17 protein-coding genes and 1 tRNA gene are annotated in these 15,626 nt (G+C 67.2%); 10 read left to right on the forward strand and 8 right to left on the reverse strand.

Features of this window, described 5'->3' with window-relative positions:
* Positions 1-297 precede the first annotated feature (297 nt).
* The gene (locus tag AB4Z00_RS18975) at positions 298-906 is read left to right on the forward strand and encodes an HNH endonuclease (protein ID WP_132264468.1); all 609 of its coding nucleotides are present in this window, start codon (positions 298-300) and stop codon (positions 904-906) included.
* A 39-nt stretch (positions 907-945) separates the two neighbouring features.
* Here the strand turns inward: AB4Z00_RS18975 and AB4Z00_RS18980 are convergent, their stop codons facing one another.
* The 3 genes from AB4Z00_RS18980 to AB4Z00_RS18990 all read right to left on the reverse strand — a co-directional run bounded on the left by AB4Z00_RS18980 (position 946) and on the right by AB4Z00_RS18990 (position 3,199).
* A complete protein-coding gene (locus AB4Z00_RS18980) occupies positions 946-1,278 on the reverse strand; it encodes a hypothetical protein (RefSeq protein ID WP_442046909.1) in 333 nt (110 codons plus the stop codon).
* On the reverse strand, positions 1,278-1,841 hold the full coding sequence (locus tag AB4Z00_RS18985; protein ID WP_442046910.1) for a flavin reductase family protein: 564 nt from the start codon (positions 1,839-1,841) through the stop codon (positions 1,278-1,280). Before AB4Z00_RS18985 ends, AB4Z00_RS18980 begins: the two co-directional genes overlap by 1 nt.
* A gap of 68 nt (positions 1,842-1,909) precedes the next feature.
* Positions 1,910-3,199, reverse strand: coding sequence for a dicarboxylate/amino acid:cation symporter (locus tag AB4Z00_RS18990; RefSeq protein ID WP_132264473.1), 1,290 nt, complete (start codon positions 3,197-3,199; stop codon positions 1,910-1,912).
* Between the two features lie 175 nt (positions 3,200-3,374).
* Between AB4Z00_RS18990 and glmM the strand changes: the two genes are divergently transcribed.
* From glmM to thiD, 3 genes are all read left to right on the forward strand, one after another.
* Positions 3,375-4,715, forward strand: a complete 1,341-nt coding sequence (gene glmM / locus AB4Z00_RS18995) for a phosphoglucosamine mutase (protein ID WP_132264474.1) — start codon at positions 3,375-3,377, stop codon at positions 4,713-4,715.
* A complete protein-coding gene (locus AB4Z00_RS19000) occupies positions 4,715-4,942 on the forward strand; it encodes a DUF1272 domain-containing protein (RefSeq protein WP_132264476.1) in 228 nt (75 codons plus the stop codon). Before glmM ends, AB4Z00_RS19000 begins: the two co-directional genes overlap by 1 nt.
* A 133-nt stretch (positions 4,943-5,075) precedes the next feature.
* Positions 5,076-5,825: a bifunctional hydroxymethylpyrimidine kinase/phosphomethylpyrimidine kinase gene (gene thiD, locus AB4Z00_RS19005; protein WP_442046911.1), complete on the forward strand. Its 750-nt coding sequence runs from the start codon at positions 5,076-5,078 to the stop codon at positions 5,823-5,825.
* A 114-nt stretch (positions 5,826-5,939) separates the two neighbouring features.
* Here thiD and AB4Z00_RS19010 read toward each other — a convergent pair whose 3' ends face one another.
* Positions 5,940-6,815 (reverse strand): TIGR00730 family Rossman fold protein, encoded by an 876-nt coding sequence (locus tag AB4Z00_RS19010; RefSeq protein ID WP_132264479.1) that lies wholly within the window; start codon positions 6,813-6,815, stop codon positions 5,940-5,942.
* Positions 6,816-7,005: 190 nt separating this feature from the next.
* On the opposite strand from AB4Z00_RS19010, the gene AB4Z00_RS19015 reads away from it, so the two are divergent.
* The gene (locus tag AB4Z00_RS19015) at positions 7,006-8,064 is read left to right on the forward strand and encodes a S66 peptidase family protein (RefSeq protein ID WP_442046959.1); all 1,059 of its coding nucleotides are present in this window, start codon (positions 7,006-7,008) and stop codon (positions 8,062-8,064) included.
* Between the two features lie 62 nt (positions 8,065-8,126).
* Positions 8,127-8,828, forward strand: coding sequence for a Crp/Fnr family transcriptional regulator (locus AB4Z00_RS19020; protein WP_132264483.1), 702 nt, complete (start codon positions 8,127-8,129; stop codon positions 8,826-8,828).
* A gap of 136 nt (positions 8,829-8,964) precedes the next feature.
* On the opposite strand, the gene AB4Z00_RS19025 is transcribed toward AB4Z00_RS19020, so the two are convergent.
* Positions 8,965-9,675 carry an OmpW/AlkL family protein gene (locus AB4Z00_RS19025; RefSeq protein ID WP_442046912.1) on the reverse strand — a complete coding sequence of 237 codons (711 nt, stop codon included), beginning with the start codon at positions 9,673-9,675 and terminating at the stop codon, positions 8,965-8,967.
* A gap of 189 nt (positions 9,676-9,864) precedes the next feature.
* Between AB4Z00_RS19025 and hemN the strand changes: the two genes are divergently transcribed.
* A complete protein-coding gene (hemN, locus tag AB4Z00_RS19030; RefSeq protein WP_442046960.1) occupies positions 9,865-11,178 on the forward strand; it encodes an oxygen-independent coproporphyrinogen III oxidase in 1,314 nt (437 codons plus the stop codon).
* A 15-nt stretch (positions 11,179-11,193) separates the two neighbouring features.
* On the opposite strand, the gene AB4Z00_RS19035 is transcribed toward hemN, so the two are convergent.
* Both AB4Z00_RS19035 and AB4Z00_RS19040 read right to left on the reverse strand, forming a co-directional pair.
* On the reverse strand, positions 11,194-11,466 hold the full coding sequence (locus AB4Z00_RS19035; protein ID WP_132264488.1) for a histidine kinase: 273 nt from the start codon (positions 11,464-11,466) through the stop codon (positions 11,194-11,196).
* 348 nt (positions 11,467-11,814) lie between these two features.
* Positions 11,815-11,888, reverse strand: a tRNA-Gln gene (locus tag AB4Z00_RS19040).
* 148 nt (positions 11,889-12,036) lie between these two features.
* Between AB4Z00_RS19040 and AB4Z00_RS19045 the strand changes: the two genes are divergently transcribed.
* The 3 genes from AB4Z00_RS19045 to AB4Z00_RS19055 are packed head-to-tail and all read left to right on the forward strand — an operon-like array spanning position 12,037 to position 14,701.
* Positions 12,037-13,479, forward strand: a complete 1,443-nt coding sequence (locus AB4Z00_RS19045) for a Ppx/GppA phosphatase family protein (RefSeq protein ID WP_132264490.1) — start codon at positions 12,037-12,039, stop codon at positions 13,477-13,479.
* Positions 13,476-14,153 carry an RlmE family RNA methyltransferase gene (locus tag AB4Z00_RS19050; RefSeq protein WP_132264492.1) on the forward strand — a complete coding sequence of 226 codons (678 nt, stop codon included), beginning with the start codon at positions 13,476-13,478 and terminating at the stop codon, positions 14,151-14,153. The genes AB4Z00_RS19045 and AB4Z00_RS19050 overlap by 4 nt, the downstream gene beginning before the upstream one ends.
* Entirely contained in the window at positions 14,150-14,701 is a 552-nt protein-coding gene (locus tag AB4Z00_RS19055; RefSeq protein ID WP_314467668.1) for an RBBP9/YdeN family alpha/beta hydrolase, read from the forward strand. Before AB4Z00_RS19050 ends, AB4Z00_RS19055 begins: the two co-directional genes overlap by 4 nt.
* A 260-nt stretch (positions 14,702-14,961) precedes the next feature.
* Here AB4Z00_RS19055 and AB4Z00_RS19060 read toward each other — a convergent pair whose 3' ends face one another.
* Entirely contained in the window at positions 14,962-15,588 is a 627-nt protein-coding gene (locus AB4Z00_RS19060; RefSeq protein WP_314467666.1) for a cytochrome c family protein, read from the reverse strand.
* Between the last annotated feature and the right edge of the window lie 38 nt (positions 15,589-15,626).

The raw sequence follows: 15,626 nt of genomic DNA on the forward strand, positions 1-15,626 counted from the left end.
GCGAAGCAATCCAGGGCGGTTCTGCGCGGCTCTGGATTGCTTCGCTGCGCTCGCAATGACGAAAAGTAGGGCCGAAAGCGGCAGGACTTCACGCACACCCAGGCGTGTGGATAAGCCTGGCATAACCTGTGCGCCGGGCGTTGGCAGCCTGAGGACATCCTGTGGAATGCTTGTGGCGAACCTGTGGATTGTTGTATGGCGCGAACCCGGTCCCGGCTTGACGGCGACTCGCGTAAATGCTGCAAAGAAACTCATGCGTTGCCATGAAACCGCAATCAGGGCCTGCGACAGGAGGCCATGCTCAAGTCGGAGCTGATCGAGCGCGCGGCCCGGTTCCGCAGCGCGGAGGATGACCCCTCCCGAAGTCTTTCCGACTGTCCTGCCTTAGTGCTCAATGCGGATTACACGCCGCTTTCCTACTACCCCTTGAGTCTCTGGCCCTGGCAGACCGCGATCAAGGCGATCGTTCTGGAAAGGGTGGACATCATTTCCAGCTACGACCGGGTGGTGCACAGTCCCAGCTGGTCGATGCAGATCCCCTCGGTGATCGCCCTGAGGCAATATGTCAGGCCTTCCGAATTCCCCGCCTTCACCCGCTTCAATCTTTTCCTTCGCGACCGCTTCAGCTGCCAATATTGCGGCTCTCCCCAGCAACTGACGTTCGATCACGTCGTCCCGCGCCGTCTGGGCGGAAGGACCAGCTGGGAAAACATCCTCACCGCCTGCGCGCCCTGCAACCTCAAGAAGGGCGGCCGTACTCCCAAGCAGGCGAACATGCCGCCGCTGGTGGCCCCGATCCGGCCGACGAGCTGGCAGCTCCAGGAGCGCGGCCGGGCTTTCCCGCCGAACTACCTCCACGAAACGTGGCGGGACTGGCTCTATTGGGACATCGAGCTGGAGGCCTGAGCCCTCCGATGCCGCCCCGCGCGGGCGCGCCTCCCGAACTCAGCGCTTCCCCGTTCCGCGACGGCACCGGCTGGCCTCGACGGCCTTCAGGTCAGGATCGACGCGCGCGTCGGCGTAGAACCACGCTTTCATACCCGGCTTGAAGCAGGCGACTTTCCCGTCTTCGGTCTGGAAAAAGTAGGCGCCGGCCTGGGCGGCATAAGTCTTGCCCCCCACCGTGATGGCCGGACCCTCGGGCCGCGTGTCGATGACGACCTGACCGTAGCGCGCAAAGTGGCAAGCGTAGACGGCGGCGCGCTGGTCCGCGAAAGCGGAGGAACCGCTTATGAAGACGAGCGCGGCGGCGAGTGCCAGGCAATGCCCTGTCCGCATCAGATGCCCAGCATTTCCGGCTTGAACAGCCTTTTTCGCGACACCCGCTTGCCGGACAGCATGAACTGCCCGTCACCCAGGTAGTGGACGAATTGCGGCGCCTTCGGGCTGGTTGCGGCGCGGATGCGCAGGACTTCGAGGATGAACAGGTCGTACTGGCCCACCATGGCGTCGTCATGGAGACGGCATTCGAGCTGGGCGTGGCATTGCGGAAGGAGGGGGGCGGCGACATGGGCGGCCGGTTCGCGCTCGATGCCGAGATCGGCGAACTTGTCGCAGTCCGCGCCGCTGCAATTGCCGATCCGCACGACCATGTCGAGCAAGTCTGCGGTGGGCACGTTGATGGTGCACTCGCCGCTCCGTCGCAGCAGCGCATGGCTGTGGTTTCCGCGCGAAACGAGGCAGGACATCAGCGCAGGCGTGAATTCCAGTACCTGGTGCCAGCCCATGGCCATCACGTTGTCCGCAGACGCGCCGGCATCGTGGGTCGCCAGCAGGACGACCGGCCCGGGTTCGAGGAATTGCCGGGCGTGGGACGGCGGGACTTCGCGCCAGTGAGTCATGCGGGGCTCCTTTCCTGTCGGATCAGGAGCGCCTCAGGGCCGGCGCGGTTCCACCGGCGCAGCTATGGTCAGTGCAGGGTCTCGACCGGGGTTTCGGCTTCCTCTCCCTCCACGCCGCGGCCGACGGCGGTGGTCAGGGCCACATCCATCGTCACGTTGCCCACGGTGCGCATGAGGTCCGGCAGCACTTCCACGGCCACCAGCACCCCGAGCGGCCAGAGCGGCGTGCCCATGGCCGCCGCGATCGGGCCGATAGAGGATACGAAGCTGATCGTGCCGGGCAGCGAGACGGCGCCGAAGGTGGTGGCGAAGGCCACCAGGGCACCCGCCACGAGCGCGCCGGTGGTCAGCTCCATGCCGGCGAGCCGTGCGGCGTAGACGGCCACGGCCATGTTCATCGCCGGACCCGTCGCGCGGAACAGCGTGACGGCCAGCGGCAGGACGAACTCCGCGGTCGTGCCCGAAACGCCGAGGCGGCGGCTGGAGGCGAGCATGGCGGGCAGTGTGGCGATGGAGGACTGGGTGGAAATGGCCACGACTTGCGCGGGCAGCACGGCCGCGGCGAAAGCGGAAAGGCGGCGCCGCCCGGCGAAAGCGGCGATCAGGTATCCGGCCACCATGACGACGGTTCCGACCGCCGTGACCAGCACGATGTAATGGGCGAGCGCGCCCAGCGCGGCCCCGCCGCTGCGAACGCCCAGGCCGAAGCCGAGCGCGAAGACGCCGATCGGCGCGAGCGCCAGCACCCAGCCGATCACCACCATCATCGCGCCGGCAACCCCTTCGAACAGCACGGCGAGCGCGCGTCGCGGCTCGTCCGCAAGCCGGGTCGAGGCGACGGCGAACAGCGCGACGAACACGATCACCGGCAGCATCGCATTGGCGGCGGCAGCGGAGATGACGTTCTCGGGCATGAGCGAGGAGAGGAAGTCGGCGATGCCGGGCACTGCGGCAGGCTCCTCGCCGTGAGTGAAGCGCACCCCGGGAGGGACGGGGAACAGGTCCAGCAGCAGGGGCATGGCCACCGCGCCCAGCGCGGCGCTGAAGGCCAGGAAGCCGATGATGATCCCCAGCGTGCGCCGCGCCATGGCGCCGGCCTGGGCGACGGCGATGGTCTCGACGATGCCGCTGAACAGCAGGCCCGCGACCAGCGGCAGGATCGTCATCTGCAGCCCCTGCAGCCATAGTGAGCCGATCGGTCCGGCCACTTTCAGCACCGGAATGGCGCGCGGATCGCCCGCCAGCACGAGGCCCAGCACCAGCCCCGCGACGAGTCCGGCCAGGGTCAGCTTTCCAGGAACGCGAATATCCGGAATGCGCGAGGAATTTCCGGGTTTTGCGGGACTTGGGGTGCTCATCGGGCTCCTGGGAGATATGGCCGCGCGGGGGCCTGCGGGGTCGGCCTTGCTCATAAGCGGTGCCGCCGCTCTTGGCAATTTGGCGGCGCTGCGGCTAGAGGATGGGCGAGGGAGCCGCGCGAGCGGGCTGCGGACGTCATCCGGTATTCACGAGACAGTCTCCAAGGGGCAGGTCATGAGCAGACAATTCTTCGGCACCGACGGTATCCGCGGCCGCACCAACCAGGGCGCGATGACGGCGGCCATCGCCATGAAGGTCGGCCAGGCGGCCGGCACCCGCTTCCTGCGCGGCAAGCACCGGCACCGCGTGGTGATCGGCAAGGATACCCGCCTCTCGGGCTACATGCTGGAAAACGCGCTTGTCGCCGGCTTCACCAGCGTGGGCATGGACGTGGTGCTGCTGGGGCCGATGCCGACCCCGGCCGTCGCCCTGCTGACCCGCGAGCTGCGCGCCGACGTGGGCGTGATGATCTCGGCCAGCCACAACCCTTACGAGGACAACGGCATCAAGCTGTTCGGCCCCGACGGCTTCAAGCTCTCCGACGAGGACGAACTGGCGATCGAGGCCATGCTGGCCCAGGATCTGGCGCTCGCCCCGTCCGAGGACATCGGCCGCGCCCGCCGCATCGACGATGCCCGCGGGCGCTACATCCACGCCGTCAAGCGCTCGCTGCCCCATGACATTCGCCTGGACGGGCTCAAGATCGCGGTCGATTGCGCCAATGGCGCCGCCTACCAGGTCGCGCCCTCGGCCCTGTGGGAACTCGGTGCCGAAGTCGTGGCGGTGGGCGTCACGCCCAACGGCCGCAATATCAACGACAAGTGCGGCTCCACGCACGTCGACCTGCTTCAGGAAACCGTGGTCACGACCGGGGCGGATATCGGCATCGCGCTTGACGGCGATGCCGACCGGCTGCTGGTGGTGGACGAAAAGGGCAAGACCGTGGACGGCGACCAGATCATGGCGCTGATCGGCACCCAGCTGGCCGCGCGCGGCGCCCTGCGCGGCGGCGGCGTGGTGGCGACGGTCATGTCGAACCTGGGCCTCGAACGCTATCTGCAGGGGCAGGGCCTCACGCTCGAACGCACCAAGGTGGGTGACCGCCACGTCCTCGAACGCATGCGCGCGGGCGGGTTCAACGTGGGCGGCGAGCAATCGGGCCACATGATCCTGCTCGACCATGCGACCACCGGGGACGGCACCGTGGCGGCGCTGCAGGTGCTGGCGGCGCTGGTCCAGTCCGGCAAGCGGGCGAGCGAACTGCTCCACCTTTTCGACCCGGTCCCGCAGCTGCTGCGCAACGTCCGCTTCTCGGGCGGGCAGCCTCTGGAGGCGGCCAGCGTGAAGACTGCCATTGCCGAGGCGGAGGCTTCGCTCAACGGCAGCGGCCGCCTCGTCATCCGTGCCTCGGGCACCGAGCCCCTGATCCGCGTCATGGCGGAAGGCGACGATGCCGGGCAGGTGGAGGCCGCCGTGGCCTCGATCTGCGCGGCCGTGGAAGAGGCGGCAGCCTGATGGCCCTCGAAATGCGCCCCGACTGCGAACGCTGCGGTACCGACCTTCCGGCCGATGCCCCCGGCGCGTTCATCTGCAGCTTCGAATGCACCTACTGCGCCGAATGCGCGGATGACCTCGACGAGCTTTGCCCCAATTGCAGCGGCGAACTGCTCGACCGGCCGACGCGGGCCAAGCGGCATTTCGATTCCGCGCCCCCGTCGAAGGAGCGCAGGTTCAAGGGCTGATCGGCTCCCGCCAAGGCGCGAAGCGGGCAGAGCGGCTTCGCCGGCTGCGCGACGTCTTCGCGCCTTGGCGGCTTTGCGCGATGCCATCCGGCGCATGCTTGCCGAACGACAACCCGGGTGCCATCAGCCCATCATGACCACACCGCCCCGCATCCTTTCCATCGCCGGCTCCGACAGTTCGGGCGGTGCCGGTATCCAGGCCGATATCAAGACCATCACGATGCTCGGCGGCTATGCCATGACCGCGATCACCGCGATCACTGCGCAGAACACGTGCGGCGTCACGCATGTGGCGGCGCTCTTGCCGGAGATGGTGGCGGCGCAGATCGACGCCTGCGTAAGCGACATCGGCGTGGACGCGGTGAAGATCGGCATGCTCGGCAGTCCCGAGATCGCCCATGTCGTGGCGGAACGGCTGGAGCGGCTGGGCGTGCCGGTGGTGTTCGATCCGGTGATGATCTCCACCAGCGGCTCGGTCCTGGCGGATGCGGCCACCATTGCCGCTTTCGAACGGCTGATGACCCTCGCCACGCTGACCACGCCGAACGTCCCCGAACTGGAGGCGCTGGGCGGGGACCGTGCCATGGCGGCGCGCGGAGTGGCCTATATCGCCAAGGGCGGCGATGCGGAGGGGCCGATCGTGGAAGACAGGCTGCTGCGGCCCGGCGAACCGCCGATGTCGTGGACCGCACCGCGCATCGAGACGCGCCATACCCATGGCACCGGCTGCACGTTCTCCAGCGCCATCGCCACGTTCATGGGGCAGGGCGCCGGCCTGGAAGCGGCGATCGTCAGCGCGCGCGACTATGTCCGCGCGGCGCTGCTCAATGCGCCGGGCTTCGGCGCGGGACATGGCCCGCTGGGACACCACGTTCGCGGCTAGGCAGCGGACAGCCCGGGCAGGGCCTGCCGCAGAAACGCAAGAGAGCCGAAGAACTCGGCCGGCCGAAGCGTGTGCGTCCGGAAAAGGGGCGGCCCGGCGGCCGCCGCCCTTACCTCAGCAGCAGTCGAGATCGTAGAACTTCTGCACGACCTTCCAGCCTTCCTCGCCGGTTTCGCACCAGTGGAACAGCTTGAGGTCCTGCCGGTTGATGACGCCTTCGTCGGCCAGGGCCTCGAAATTGACGACGCGTTCCCAGAATTCCTTGCCGTAGAGCAGGATCGGGATCGGCTTCATCTTGCCGGTCTGGATCAGGGTGAGCAGCTCGAAGAATTCGTCGAACGTACCGAAACCGCCGGGGAACACGGCCACGGCGCGGGCGCGCAGCAGGAAGTGCATCTTGCGCAGCGCAAAGTAGTGGAACTGGAACGAGAGCCGCGGCGTCACGTAAGGGTTGGGCGCCTGCTCATGGGGCAGCACGATGTTGAGGCCCAGCGATTCCGCGCCGACTTCCGAAGCGCCGCGATTGGCGGCTTCCATGATCGACGGGCCGCCGCCCGAGCAGACGACGAACTGGCGCATGCCCTTTTCCACCACCGAGCACTGGCTGGCCAGCTTGGCGAGGGTCTTGGCTTCCTCGTAATACTTCGCCTTGGCGACGAGCCGCTCGGCGACCTTCTTCTCTTCGTCGGTCTTGGCCTGGGCCAGCACGCTTTCAGCATTCTCGGGCGCGGGGATGCGGGCGGAGCCGTACATCACCATGGTCGAGCCGATATTGGCTTCTTCCAGCAGCATCTCGGTCTTGAGAAGCTCAAGCTGGAAGCGGACGGGGCGCAGTTCGTCGCGCAGCAGGAACTCGGTGTCCTGGAAGGCCAGGCGATAGGCCGGGTTCTGCGTCTGGATCGTGCCTTCCTGCGCATCTGCGAAGTTGGCTTCCTGCTCGGCCTTGTAGAACCGGCGGTTGGTGACTTTCTTGTCTTCTTGTTCGGTCATCTGCATTCCATGGCCGCTGGGAGGCGCGGCGTCGAGGGATAAGGATTTAATTATGATACGCTTGCGCGCAAGCACGGCATGCGGTTGCCCGCAGCCCCGATGCACCAGTTTCACGGTTGGCCGCGTTTTCCGGGTCATCAGGTGATTCCCCCTGATGGGAAAACGCTCTAGGCTGCACGACATGTCGAACATGACCATGACACGCCGCGCCGCGATGGCCGGTTTCGGCGCCGTGGCCGCAGGCTCCGTGCTGCCGGTACTCCCCGCTCTTTCGGCCCAGGTCCGTAGCCCTGCGCGCAAGCTGGTGAAGCCCCCGCGCCTGAAGGAAGGCGACGTGCTGGGTCTGGTCGCGCCGGCGGGCTTCGTGGGGGATCGCTTCGGACTGGACCAGATCATGGCGACCGTGCGCGCCATGGGCCTGGAGCCGAGGCCGGCGCTGCACATGCTCCAGCGCGAAGGCTACCTGGCCGGCTCCGACCGGGCGCGGGCAGACGATCTCATGGCCATGTTCGCCGACGACAAGGTCCGCGCCATCATGGCCGTGCGTGGCGGCTGGGGCTGCGCACGCATCCTGCCCTTGCTCGATTTCGACAGGATCGCGGCGAACCCGAAGCTCTTCGTGGGCTTCAGCGACAATACCGCGCTTCATCTGGCTTTCGCGGCGCGGACGGGCGTAGCCAGCATCCACGGGCCGAATGCTTCCGCCTCGTGGCCGCCGGCGGCCTGGGCCTCGTTCCATGCGCTGGCCTTCGAAGGCGCGACTCCGACCTGGCAAGTGCCCGAGGGGGCTGGCGTCAATCTTTCGGGCCGGGGCAAGGACTTGCGCACGTTCCGCGGCGGCAAGGCGCGCGGCCGGCTGCTCGGCGGCAATCTCAGCGTGCTTTCCGCCTTGGTGGGCACACCCTACCTGCCGGACTTCACGGGGGCCGTGCTGTTCATCGAGGACACCAACGAATCCGAATACCGCATCGACCGCATGCTCACCCAGCTTGCGCTGGCAGGGATCTTCGACCGGGTGGCCGGGGTCGTCTTCGGCCAATGCACCGGCTGCCAGAACCCCGACGGCGGCTATTCGAACTTCACGATCTACGAAGTGCTCGACCGGCAGTTTTCCGGCCTTAGGGTTCCCGCGTTCCAGGGGCTCCAGATCGGCCATATCGCCTCGCAGCTCAGCGTGCCGGTGGGGCTGCCGGTGGAGATCGACGCCGATGCCGGGACGATGCACCTGCTGGAAGCGGCGGTTGCGTAAGCTGACGCAAGTCGGCCTGGCCTGCACTTGAGACATGGCGAAGCGACTGTTATCGCGGGCACATGTCCAACTGTGACCTGTGCGTCGTTCGGAACCGGGCGATCTGTTCATCCCTCGATGCGAAAGAGCTGGAAGCGCTCAACGCCATCGGGCGTACCCGCACGATCCAGCCCGGCGAATCGCTGATCTGGGAAGGCGAGGACTCGGTTCTCGTGGCCAACGTGATCGACGGCGTGCTGAAGCTTTCGACCAATACCGAGGACGGGCGCGAGCAGATCGTCGGCGTGGTCTATCCTTCGGACTTCATCGGGCGTCCCTTCGGCGGCACCACCGGCCACGGCGCCACCGCCCTGACGGAAGCGACGGTCTGCGTCTTCTCCCGCCGCGATTTCGACGCTTTCGCCCGCGAGCATCCGGCGCTGGAACACAAGCTGCTGGAGCGGACGCTGGGCGAACTGGACCGCACGCGCCGCTGGATGCTGCTGCTCGGCCGCAAGTCGGCCTCGGAAAAGCTGGCGAGCTTCCTGCTGGAAATGGCCGAGCGGTTGCAACCCCCCGGCTGCGCCTGGAATTTCGAGGATGCCGGCCCGCGCCGCATCACCCTGCCGTTCTCGCGCCAGCAGATCGCCGACGTGCTGGGCCTCACCATCGAGACGGTGAGCCGCCAGTTCACCCGCTTCAAGAACGAGCGGCTGATCGACCTGCCTTCGCGCCGCGACGTGATCCTCCTGGACCACGAGGCGCTGACCGCCGAAGCGGGCTGAAGGGGCCTCGATCCCCCGGATCAGGCCTTGATCGCGATCTCCTGGCGGTAATGTAGGCGAGCCCGCCGCCCCGGCTTTCGCGGGGACGGCGGGCATTCGGCTATGGCCGAAGTGCCTGCCGGAACCGGACCGTCTCTCAGAAGCGGTAGGACACGCCTGCGCTCAGCACCCAGGGATCGAGATCGTGGCGCGTCTTCAGCGCCAGCACGCCATCCTCGTAGAACGAGGCGGTGGGCTTCACCCAGTACTTCTTGGCATCGAGCGAGAGGCCCAGCCCGTTGTCGTTGATGGCGATGTCCACGCCGCCCTGCAGCGCGAAGCCCACCTTGTTCGACATCTTCACTTTGTCCACGCCCAGCGCGCGCGCCGTATCGCCCGGCTTCTCGTCGAACACGAAGAACCAGGCCGGGCCGGCGCCCACATAGGGCTTGAAGGGCGTTCCGGTGTCGAGATGCGCCTTGGCAGTCACCGTGGCGGGCAGGATGAGAACGTGATCGACCAGGCTGGCGCCCGCCACGTCGCCGGTGCCGCTGACATGGTGCTGGGTGAAGCAGCAGATCGTCTCCACCGAGAAGGCGTTGCTGAAGAAATATTCCACCGCCAGCGTCGGCACCACGTTGTCGTTCGCTTTGGTGCCCACGGTTTCTAGCCCGGCAAGCGTGCCGCCCAGCGCGGTGTCGGTGTCGATCGACCTGATCTTGTCGATCTTGCCGTCGGGCAGCACGGCAGTGCCCAGAACCTTGACCTGCCACTTGCCGTCCGGGCTTCCGGCCTGGGCCGGGGTGACGATCGCGGTGGCGGCGGCGGCCGTCAGGGCAGCGGCCGCGAGCATGGACATCTTGCGCATCTTGGGTCTTTCCTGCGCCGCCGGGGCCGCACCGTGCGGGTCCCCCCTCTTGAGCGGCAGCAGGGCCGCTTTGGTCCTCCCGCGCGGCGGGGACATTGATCGCGCGCAAAAATCGGCAGATCGAGCCGGTTTCCCGCCCGTTGATCGAGCGCAATGACGCGGCCGCCTCCAGGCGCGATGGGTCTGCGCATGTGGACCTATCACCCCGAACTGCTTGCGGTGCCCGTGCCGCGCTACACCAGCTTCCCCACCGCCGCCGAATTCGACCAGACCGTCGGTGCCGAGGCTTTCGTGCAGGCGCTGGAGGCGGTGACCGGGGAGGTCTCGCTCTATGTCCATATCCCGTTCTGCGAGAAGATCTGCTGGTACTGCGGCTGCAACACCAGCGTCGCCAACCGCACCGATCGCGTCTCCGGCTATCTCGATGCCCTCCACCGCGAGATCGGCCTTGTCGCCGAACGCCTGCCACAAGGCGCCCGGGTCACGCGCATCGCCTTTGGTGGCGGCAGTCCCAACGGGATTCCCCCGGTCGACTTCGTACGGCTGGTGGACGCGCTGACGCTGCAGTTCCCTGCATCGCGCCCGGTCCTGTCGATCGAGCTGGACCCGCGCACGATGGGCCGCGAATGGGCGGCCGTGATCGGCGCGGTGGGGATCACGCGCGCCAGCCTGGGGGTGCAGACGTTCGCGCCGGGCCTTCAGCAGGCCATAGGACGGGTGCAGCCGGCGTGGATGATCGAGGAAACGACCGCGATGCTGCGCGCGGCAGGCATCGCTTCGCTCAACTTCGACCTGATGTACGGGCTTCCCGGGCAGACCATGGCCGATCTGGAAGACTCGCTGGCGCGAACCGCCGCGCTGGGGGCCGATCGGATCGCGCTGTTCGGCTATGCCCATGTGCCGCACCTGATCGCGCGCCAGCGCAAGATCGATGCCCATGCCCTGCCCGATGCGGAGCAGCGATTCGCCATGGCCGCGCGCGGCCATGCGCTTCTGGTCGAGGCCGGTTATGTGCCCATCGGTTTCGATCACTTCGCCCGGCCCGGAGACACCCTGGCGCAGGCGGCGCTATCGGGAAACCTGCGCCGCAACTTCCAGGGCTTCACCGAGGACAAGGCGCCGGTGCTGCTGGGTCTGGGCGCTTCGTCGATCAGCGGCTTTCCCGAGCTGCTTGTCCAGAACGAGAAGAACACCGGGCGCTATCGCATGCTGCTCTCGCAGGACCGCATCGCCGCCAACCGCGGGATTCGCCGCAGCGGCGAAGACCGGCGGCGCGGCGCGGTGATCGAGGCGCTGCTGTGCCGGGGCAGGGCGCCGATCCCGCGCGACCTGCAATGCGAGGCCTGGCCGCTGCTGCTGCCCTATTTCGATGCCGGGCTTTGTGACAGCGACGGAGAGGATCTGGTGATCCTGCCCCAGGGCCTGCCCTATGCCCGCTCGATCGCAGCGCGCCTCGATCCCTATCGCAAGGATTCGCTGCGACGGTTCAGTTCGGCGGTCTGACGGCGACTTGCTCCCTCAGGGGCGAATGTCGAATTCCACGCCGAAGAGATTGCCGTCCACCCAGCGCACGAGGCCCCACAGTTCGCGGCCATCGTCCATCGCCGCGCGCACGACTTCGTTGCAGGCAGGCGGCTGGCCTGCCGCCGCCGCGCTCAACCCTCGTGACGAGACATTGCGCACGATCACGTCGATCGGCCGGCCGTGCGAATCCATCAGCGTGACATGGGCGCAGCGGCCACGGCGGCGTTCACGCAGGATCGGTGTGGGCCTGAAATGCGGATCATCCATTTTCGGCAGGACGGCGAATCGGCGAAAAATTGAAGGCCGGGGCAGGCGCGAATCGGTCGATTGACCACGATCAATGCAGTGCGGAGCGGGGGCTGGCAGATGGGCCGTGCCGGTCGTGCACCGCCAAGTCGAACCTTGCCGGCGGTGCCAACCGCTTCTCCCCGACTTCGGGCGGCTCTTCCCCGCGAAGGGCCGCCCCTCTTTCCGGGCGACATCCAACTCCAGACATGAACCGGAAAACCGCCGGGATCGGGCACGATTCGCACGTCGCCAGGGCATGCGAAAGCGTCCGGCGATGCCAGACGCGCTTCTCGAAGAAGAAGCGGATTTCAGCGATTTAGGAAGAATTGGATGCCCCGCGAGGATTCGAACCTCGATAGACGGAATCAGAATCCGTAGTCTTACCATTAGACGACGGGGCATCGGGAGGCGCCCCTCTAGTAGGGCTTCTGATTCGCGTCAAGCACCCTTTTTGCAGTCAGGGTTGCCCCTTGGCCCGGGGGGCGTTAGCATCGCCCCAGGTATCCGCCGCGCACGGCGGTAAGATTTATTCGAACGAGATTACATATCATGGCGGAGCAAGATCCGCCGGCAGCAAGAGTCGATGTGTCGGGCCGCACTGGAAGGCGGCGCAAGGCGAGGAAGGGCAAGTCACGCTCGTCCGGACCCGACACGGCCAAGGCGAAGGCGCGCCCTCCGGGCGGCGCCGCCGAGGCAGGCGGAGCGCCGCGCGAAGAGAAGACATCCGGCTCGCAGGCGTCGCCCCGCCAGCCGGAATCGCGCCGGGCAGCTGCCCGGAAGCGCGGCTCCCGCAAGGGCGCGGCGCGTTCCTCCAAGAAACCGCGGGCCCAGGGCGAAGCCGTTGCCGCCAAGACGGTGCCGGCAGAAGCGAAGACCGTTGCACCGGGCTTTCCGGCCGCCAGCTTCGTGCCTGCCGGCTTCACGCCCGTGCTTCCGGGCGCGAACGGGCCGTCGTCGCGCCCGTCCTACCGGCAGTCCTATGCCGCCATCGACCTTGGCACCAACAATTGCCGTCTCCTGATCGCCCGGCCATCGGGCGAGAATTTCACGGTGATCGATGCGTTCAGCCGCGTCGTGCGGCTGGGAGAAGGCCTGGCGCAGTCCGGCCGTCTGTCCGAGGCCGCGATGGACCGGACGCTGGCCGCACTGCGGGTCTGCGCCGAAAAGCTGATGCGCCGCAATGTCTATCTCGCCCGCTCGGTGGCGACCGAGGCCTGCCGCCGCGCGGAGAACGGCCCGGAATTCATCGAGCGCGTGCGCGAGGAAACCGGCATCGCGCTCGACATCATCAGCGCGCGCGAGGAAGCGCGGCTGGCCGTGCTCGGCTGCCATGTGCTGCTGGAGGAAGGCTTCGGCCCGGCGATGATCTTCGACATCGGCGGCGGATCGACCGAGCTCGTCCTGATCGAGAGCACCGGCACCGTGCCGCGTATCCTCGACTGGCAATCGGTGCCCTGGGGCGTGGTTTCGCTGACCGAGAGCTGCGGGCCGGAAGGCACGACGCTGGAGGAACGCCTCGCGCGTTATCGCCACATGCATGGCCTGGTCTCGGAAAGCTTTTCCGCCTTTGCCAAGCGCGTCGGCCCGGCGCGCGGCAGCGCTGCGGAAACGGGTCCGCTGCGCCTGCTGGGCACCAGCGGCACGGTGACGACGCTGGCCAGCCTCCACCTCGAACTGCCGCAATACGACCGCCGCATGGTGGACGGATTGATCGTTCCGGCCGAATCGATGCGCGACATCAGTTCCCGGCTCTCCTCGATGTCGATCGAGGAGCGGCGCGAGGTGAACTGCATCGGGCGGGAGCGTGCGGACCTGGTCGTGGCCGGCTGTGCGATTCTCGAATCGATTCTCGACCTCTGGCCCGCGGCGCGGCTGGGCGTGGCCGATCGCGGCATCCGCGAAGGCATCCTGCGCAGCCTCATCGCATCCCATTCCAGCGGCAGGCCCACGGTAGCCCCCGCGCCATCACACCTATTGGAGAACCGGCCATGAGCCGTTCCGGACGCGATCCCAACGAGCGGCTTCGCACTGGCAAGAAGCGCACGACCAGTTCGGCGCGCTGGCTGACCCGCCAGATCAACGATCCTTATGTGAAGCAGGCCAAGGCCGACGGCTACCGCAGCCGCGCCGCCTACAAGCTGCTGGAACTCGACGAGAAATTCGACCTGTTCAAGAACGTGACCCGCGCGGTCGACCTCGGCATCGCGCCGGGCGGCTGGAGCCAGGTGCTGCGTCTCAAGGCTCCCAAGGCCAAAGTCGTGGGTATCGACCTGCTGCCCACCGACCCGATCGAGGGCGTAACCATCTTCGAGATGGACTTCATGGCCGACGAGGCCCCCGCGGCGCTGGAACAGGCCCTGGAAGGCGCGCCGGACCTCGTTCTCTCGGACATGGCGGCCAATACCGTCGGCCACAAGCAGACCGACCACTTGCGCACCATGGGGCTGGTCGAAACGGCAGCCGATTTCGCGATCCAGTACCTGGCGCCCGGCGGTACTTTCGTTGCCAAGGTCTTCGCGGGCGGTACGGACACCGAGTTGCTCGGCATTCTCAAGCGTCGCTTCACCAGCGTGAAGCACGCCAAGCCGCCGGCCAGCCGCAAGGGTTCGTCCGAGTGGTACGTGATCGCCAAGGGGTTCAAGGGGCCGGCGGACAGCGGCGAATGAGCGCCTATCTGGTCCTGCCCGGCATTGGCGGTTCAGGGCCGGAGCACTGGCAATCGCGGTGGGAAGCCGCCGAGCCGGAGATGCGGCGGTTCGCGCCCGACAGCTGGGACGCGCCGCAGCTCGATCAGTGGATCGCCGCGCTGGACGCGGCCGTGGCCGCGTGCTCCGAGGCGCCGATCCTCGTCGCTCACAGCCTGTCCTGCCTGCTCGTCGCGCATTGGAGCGCGCGGTCCGACCAGGCGGTGCGAGGCGCGTTCCTGGTGGCGATGCCAGATCCGCAAGGCCCGGATTTTCCGCAAGAGGCGGCGAGCTTCGGCAATCCGCCCGAGCTGTTCCTGCGATTTCCGGCGGTGGTCGTGGCGAGTTCGGACGATCCCTATGGTCCGCTCGTCCATTCCCGTACGCGTGCCCGCCAATGGGGCGCGTCCTTCGTCGAGGCCGGGGCACTGGGGCACATCAATGCCGCAAGTGGCCTGGGCGACTGGTCGTGGGGCCGCGAACAGCTCCGCCGCTTCGAAGATGGTTTGACGGGCAAGATCGAAGACTAGAGCAATTTCCGATCCGAATGCATCGGATCAACTGCTCCAGGCTTCTGGTTTGCCGCGTTTTTCCGGGTCATAAGGTGATTCCACCTGCTCGCAAAGTGGTTCGCGATCGGGGCCGAGGCCGCCTCTACGTCCTGACGAAAACGGCCCGCAAGGCGACTCGGTGGCGCCCGCGGGACCGTTTTCTGCCGGCCTGGCCGGATTCCTCGACCGGGCGGTCCGCCCCGACAGAGTCAGGCCGGACCGCTACCGGAAATGGGTTGTTACTCGGCAGCCGCGGCGGCTGCGGGCGCGGCTGCGGCTTCGCTGCTGGCGGCGGCGGGCGCATCGCCGGCTGCCGGTGCTGCTGCTGCTGCCGCAGGTGCGGCGGGAAGCGGCAGGTTCGAACCCTGGGCGTTGAGGTAGGCGATCACGTTGGCGCGATCCTCACCCTTGGGCAGGCCGGCGAACGTCATCTTGGTGCCGGGCGCGAAAGCCTTCGGGCTCTTCAGCCAGTCGTTCAGCTTGTCGAAGTCCCACTTGCCGCCAACGCCCTTGAGCGCGTCGGAAAAAGCGAAACCGCCGACGCCCTGGCCGATGCCTTCACCGACCACGCCATAGAGATTGGGACCGATGCCGTTGGTGCCGCCCTGGTTGATCGTGTGGCAGGACTGGCACTTGGCGAAAGTGGCTTGTCCCTTGGCCGGGTCCGCGCTGGCAAGAAGAGTGGCGATCGGCGCTTCGGCGCCTGCTTCGCCTTCCTGTTCCACGCCTTCGATGGCGTAACCCATCGTCTCGGGACGATGCGGCTTGTCTGCACGGAAGTAATGAGAGCTGACGGTGGTCAGACCAAGACCGACGATACCGGCGAACAAAGCCCAGCCGGCAATGGTGTTGAAACGATCATCCATTTCTTGTTTGCCCTTGCCCCACGGGTGGAGTTTTTTCT

This window comes from Novosphingobium sp. YAF33, assembly GCF_052113265.1.
In the GTDB taxonomy this organism is placed as follows: domain Bacteria; phylum Pseudomonadota; class Alphaproteobacteria; order Sphingomonadales; family Sphingomonadaceae; genus Novosphingobium.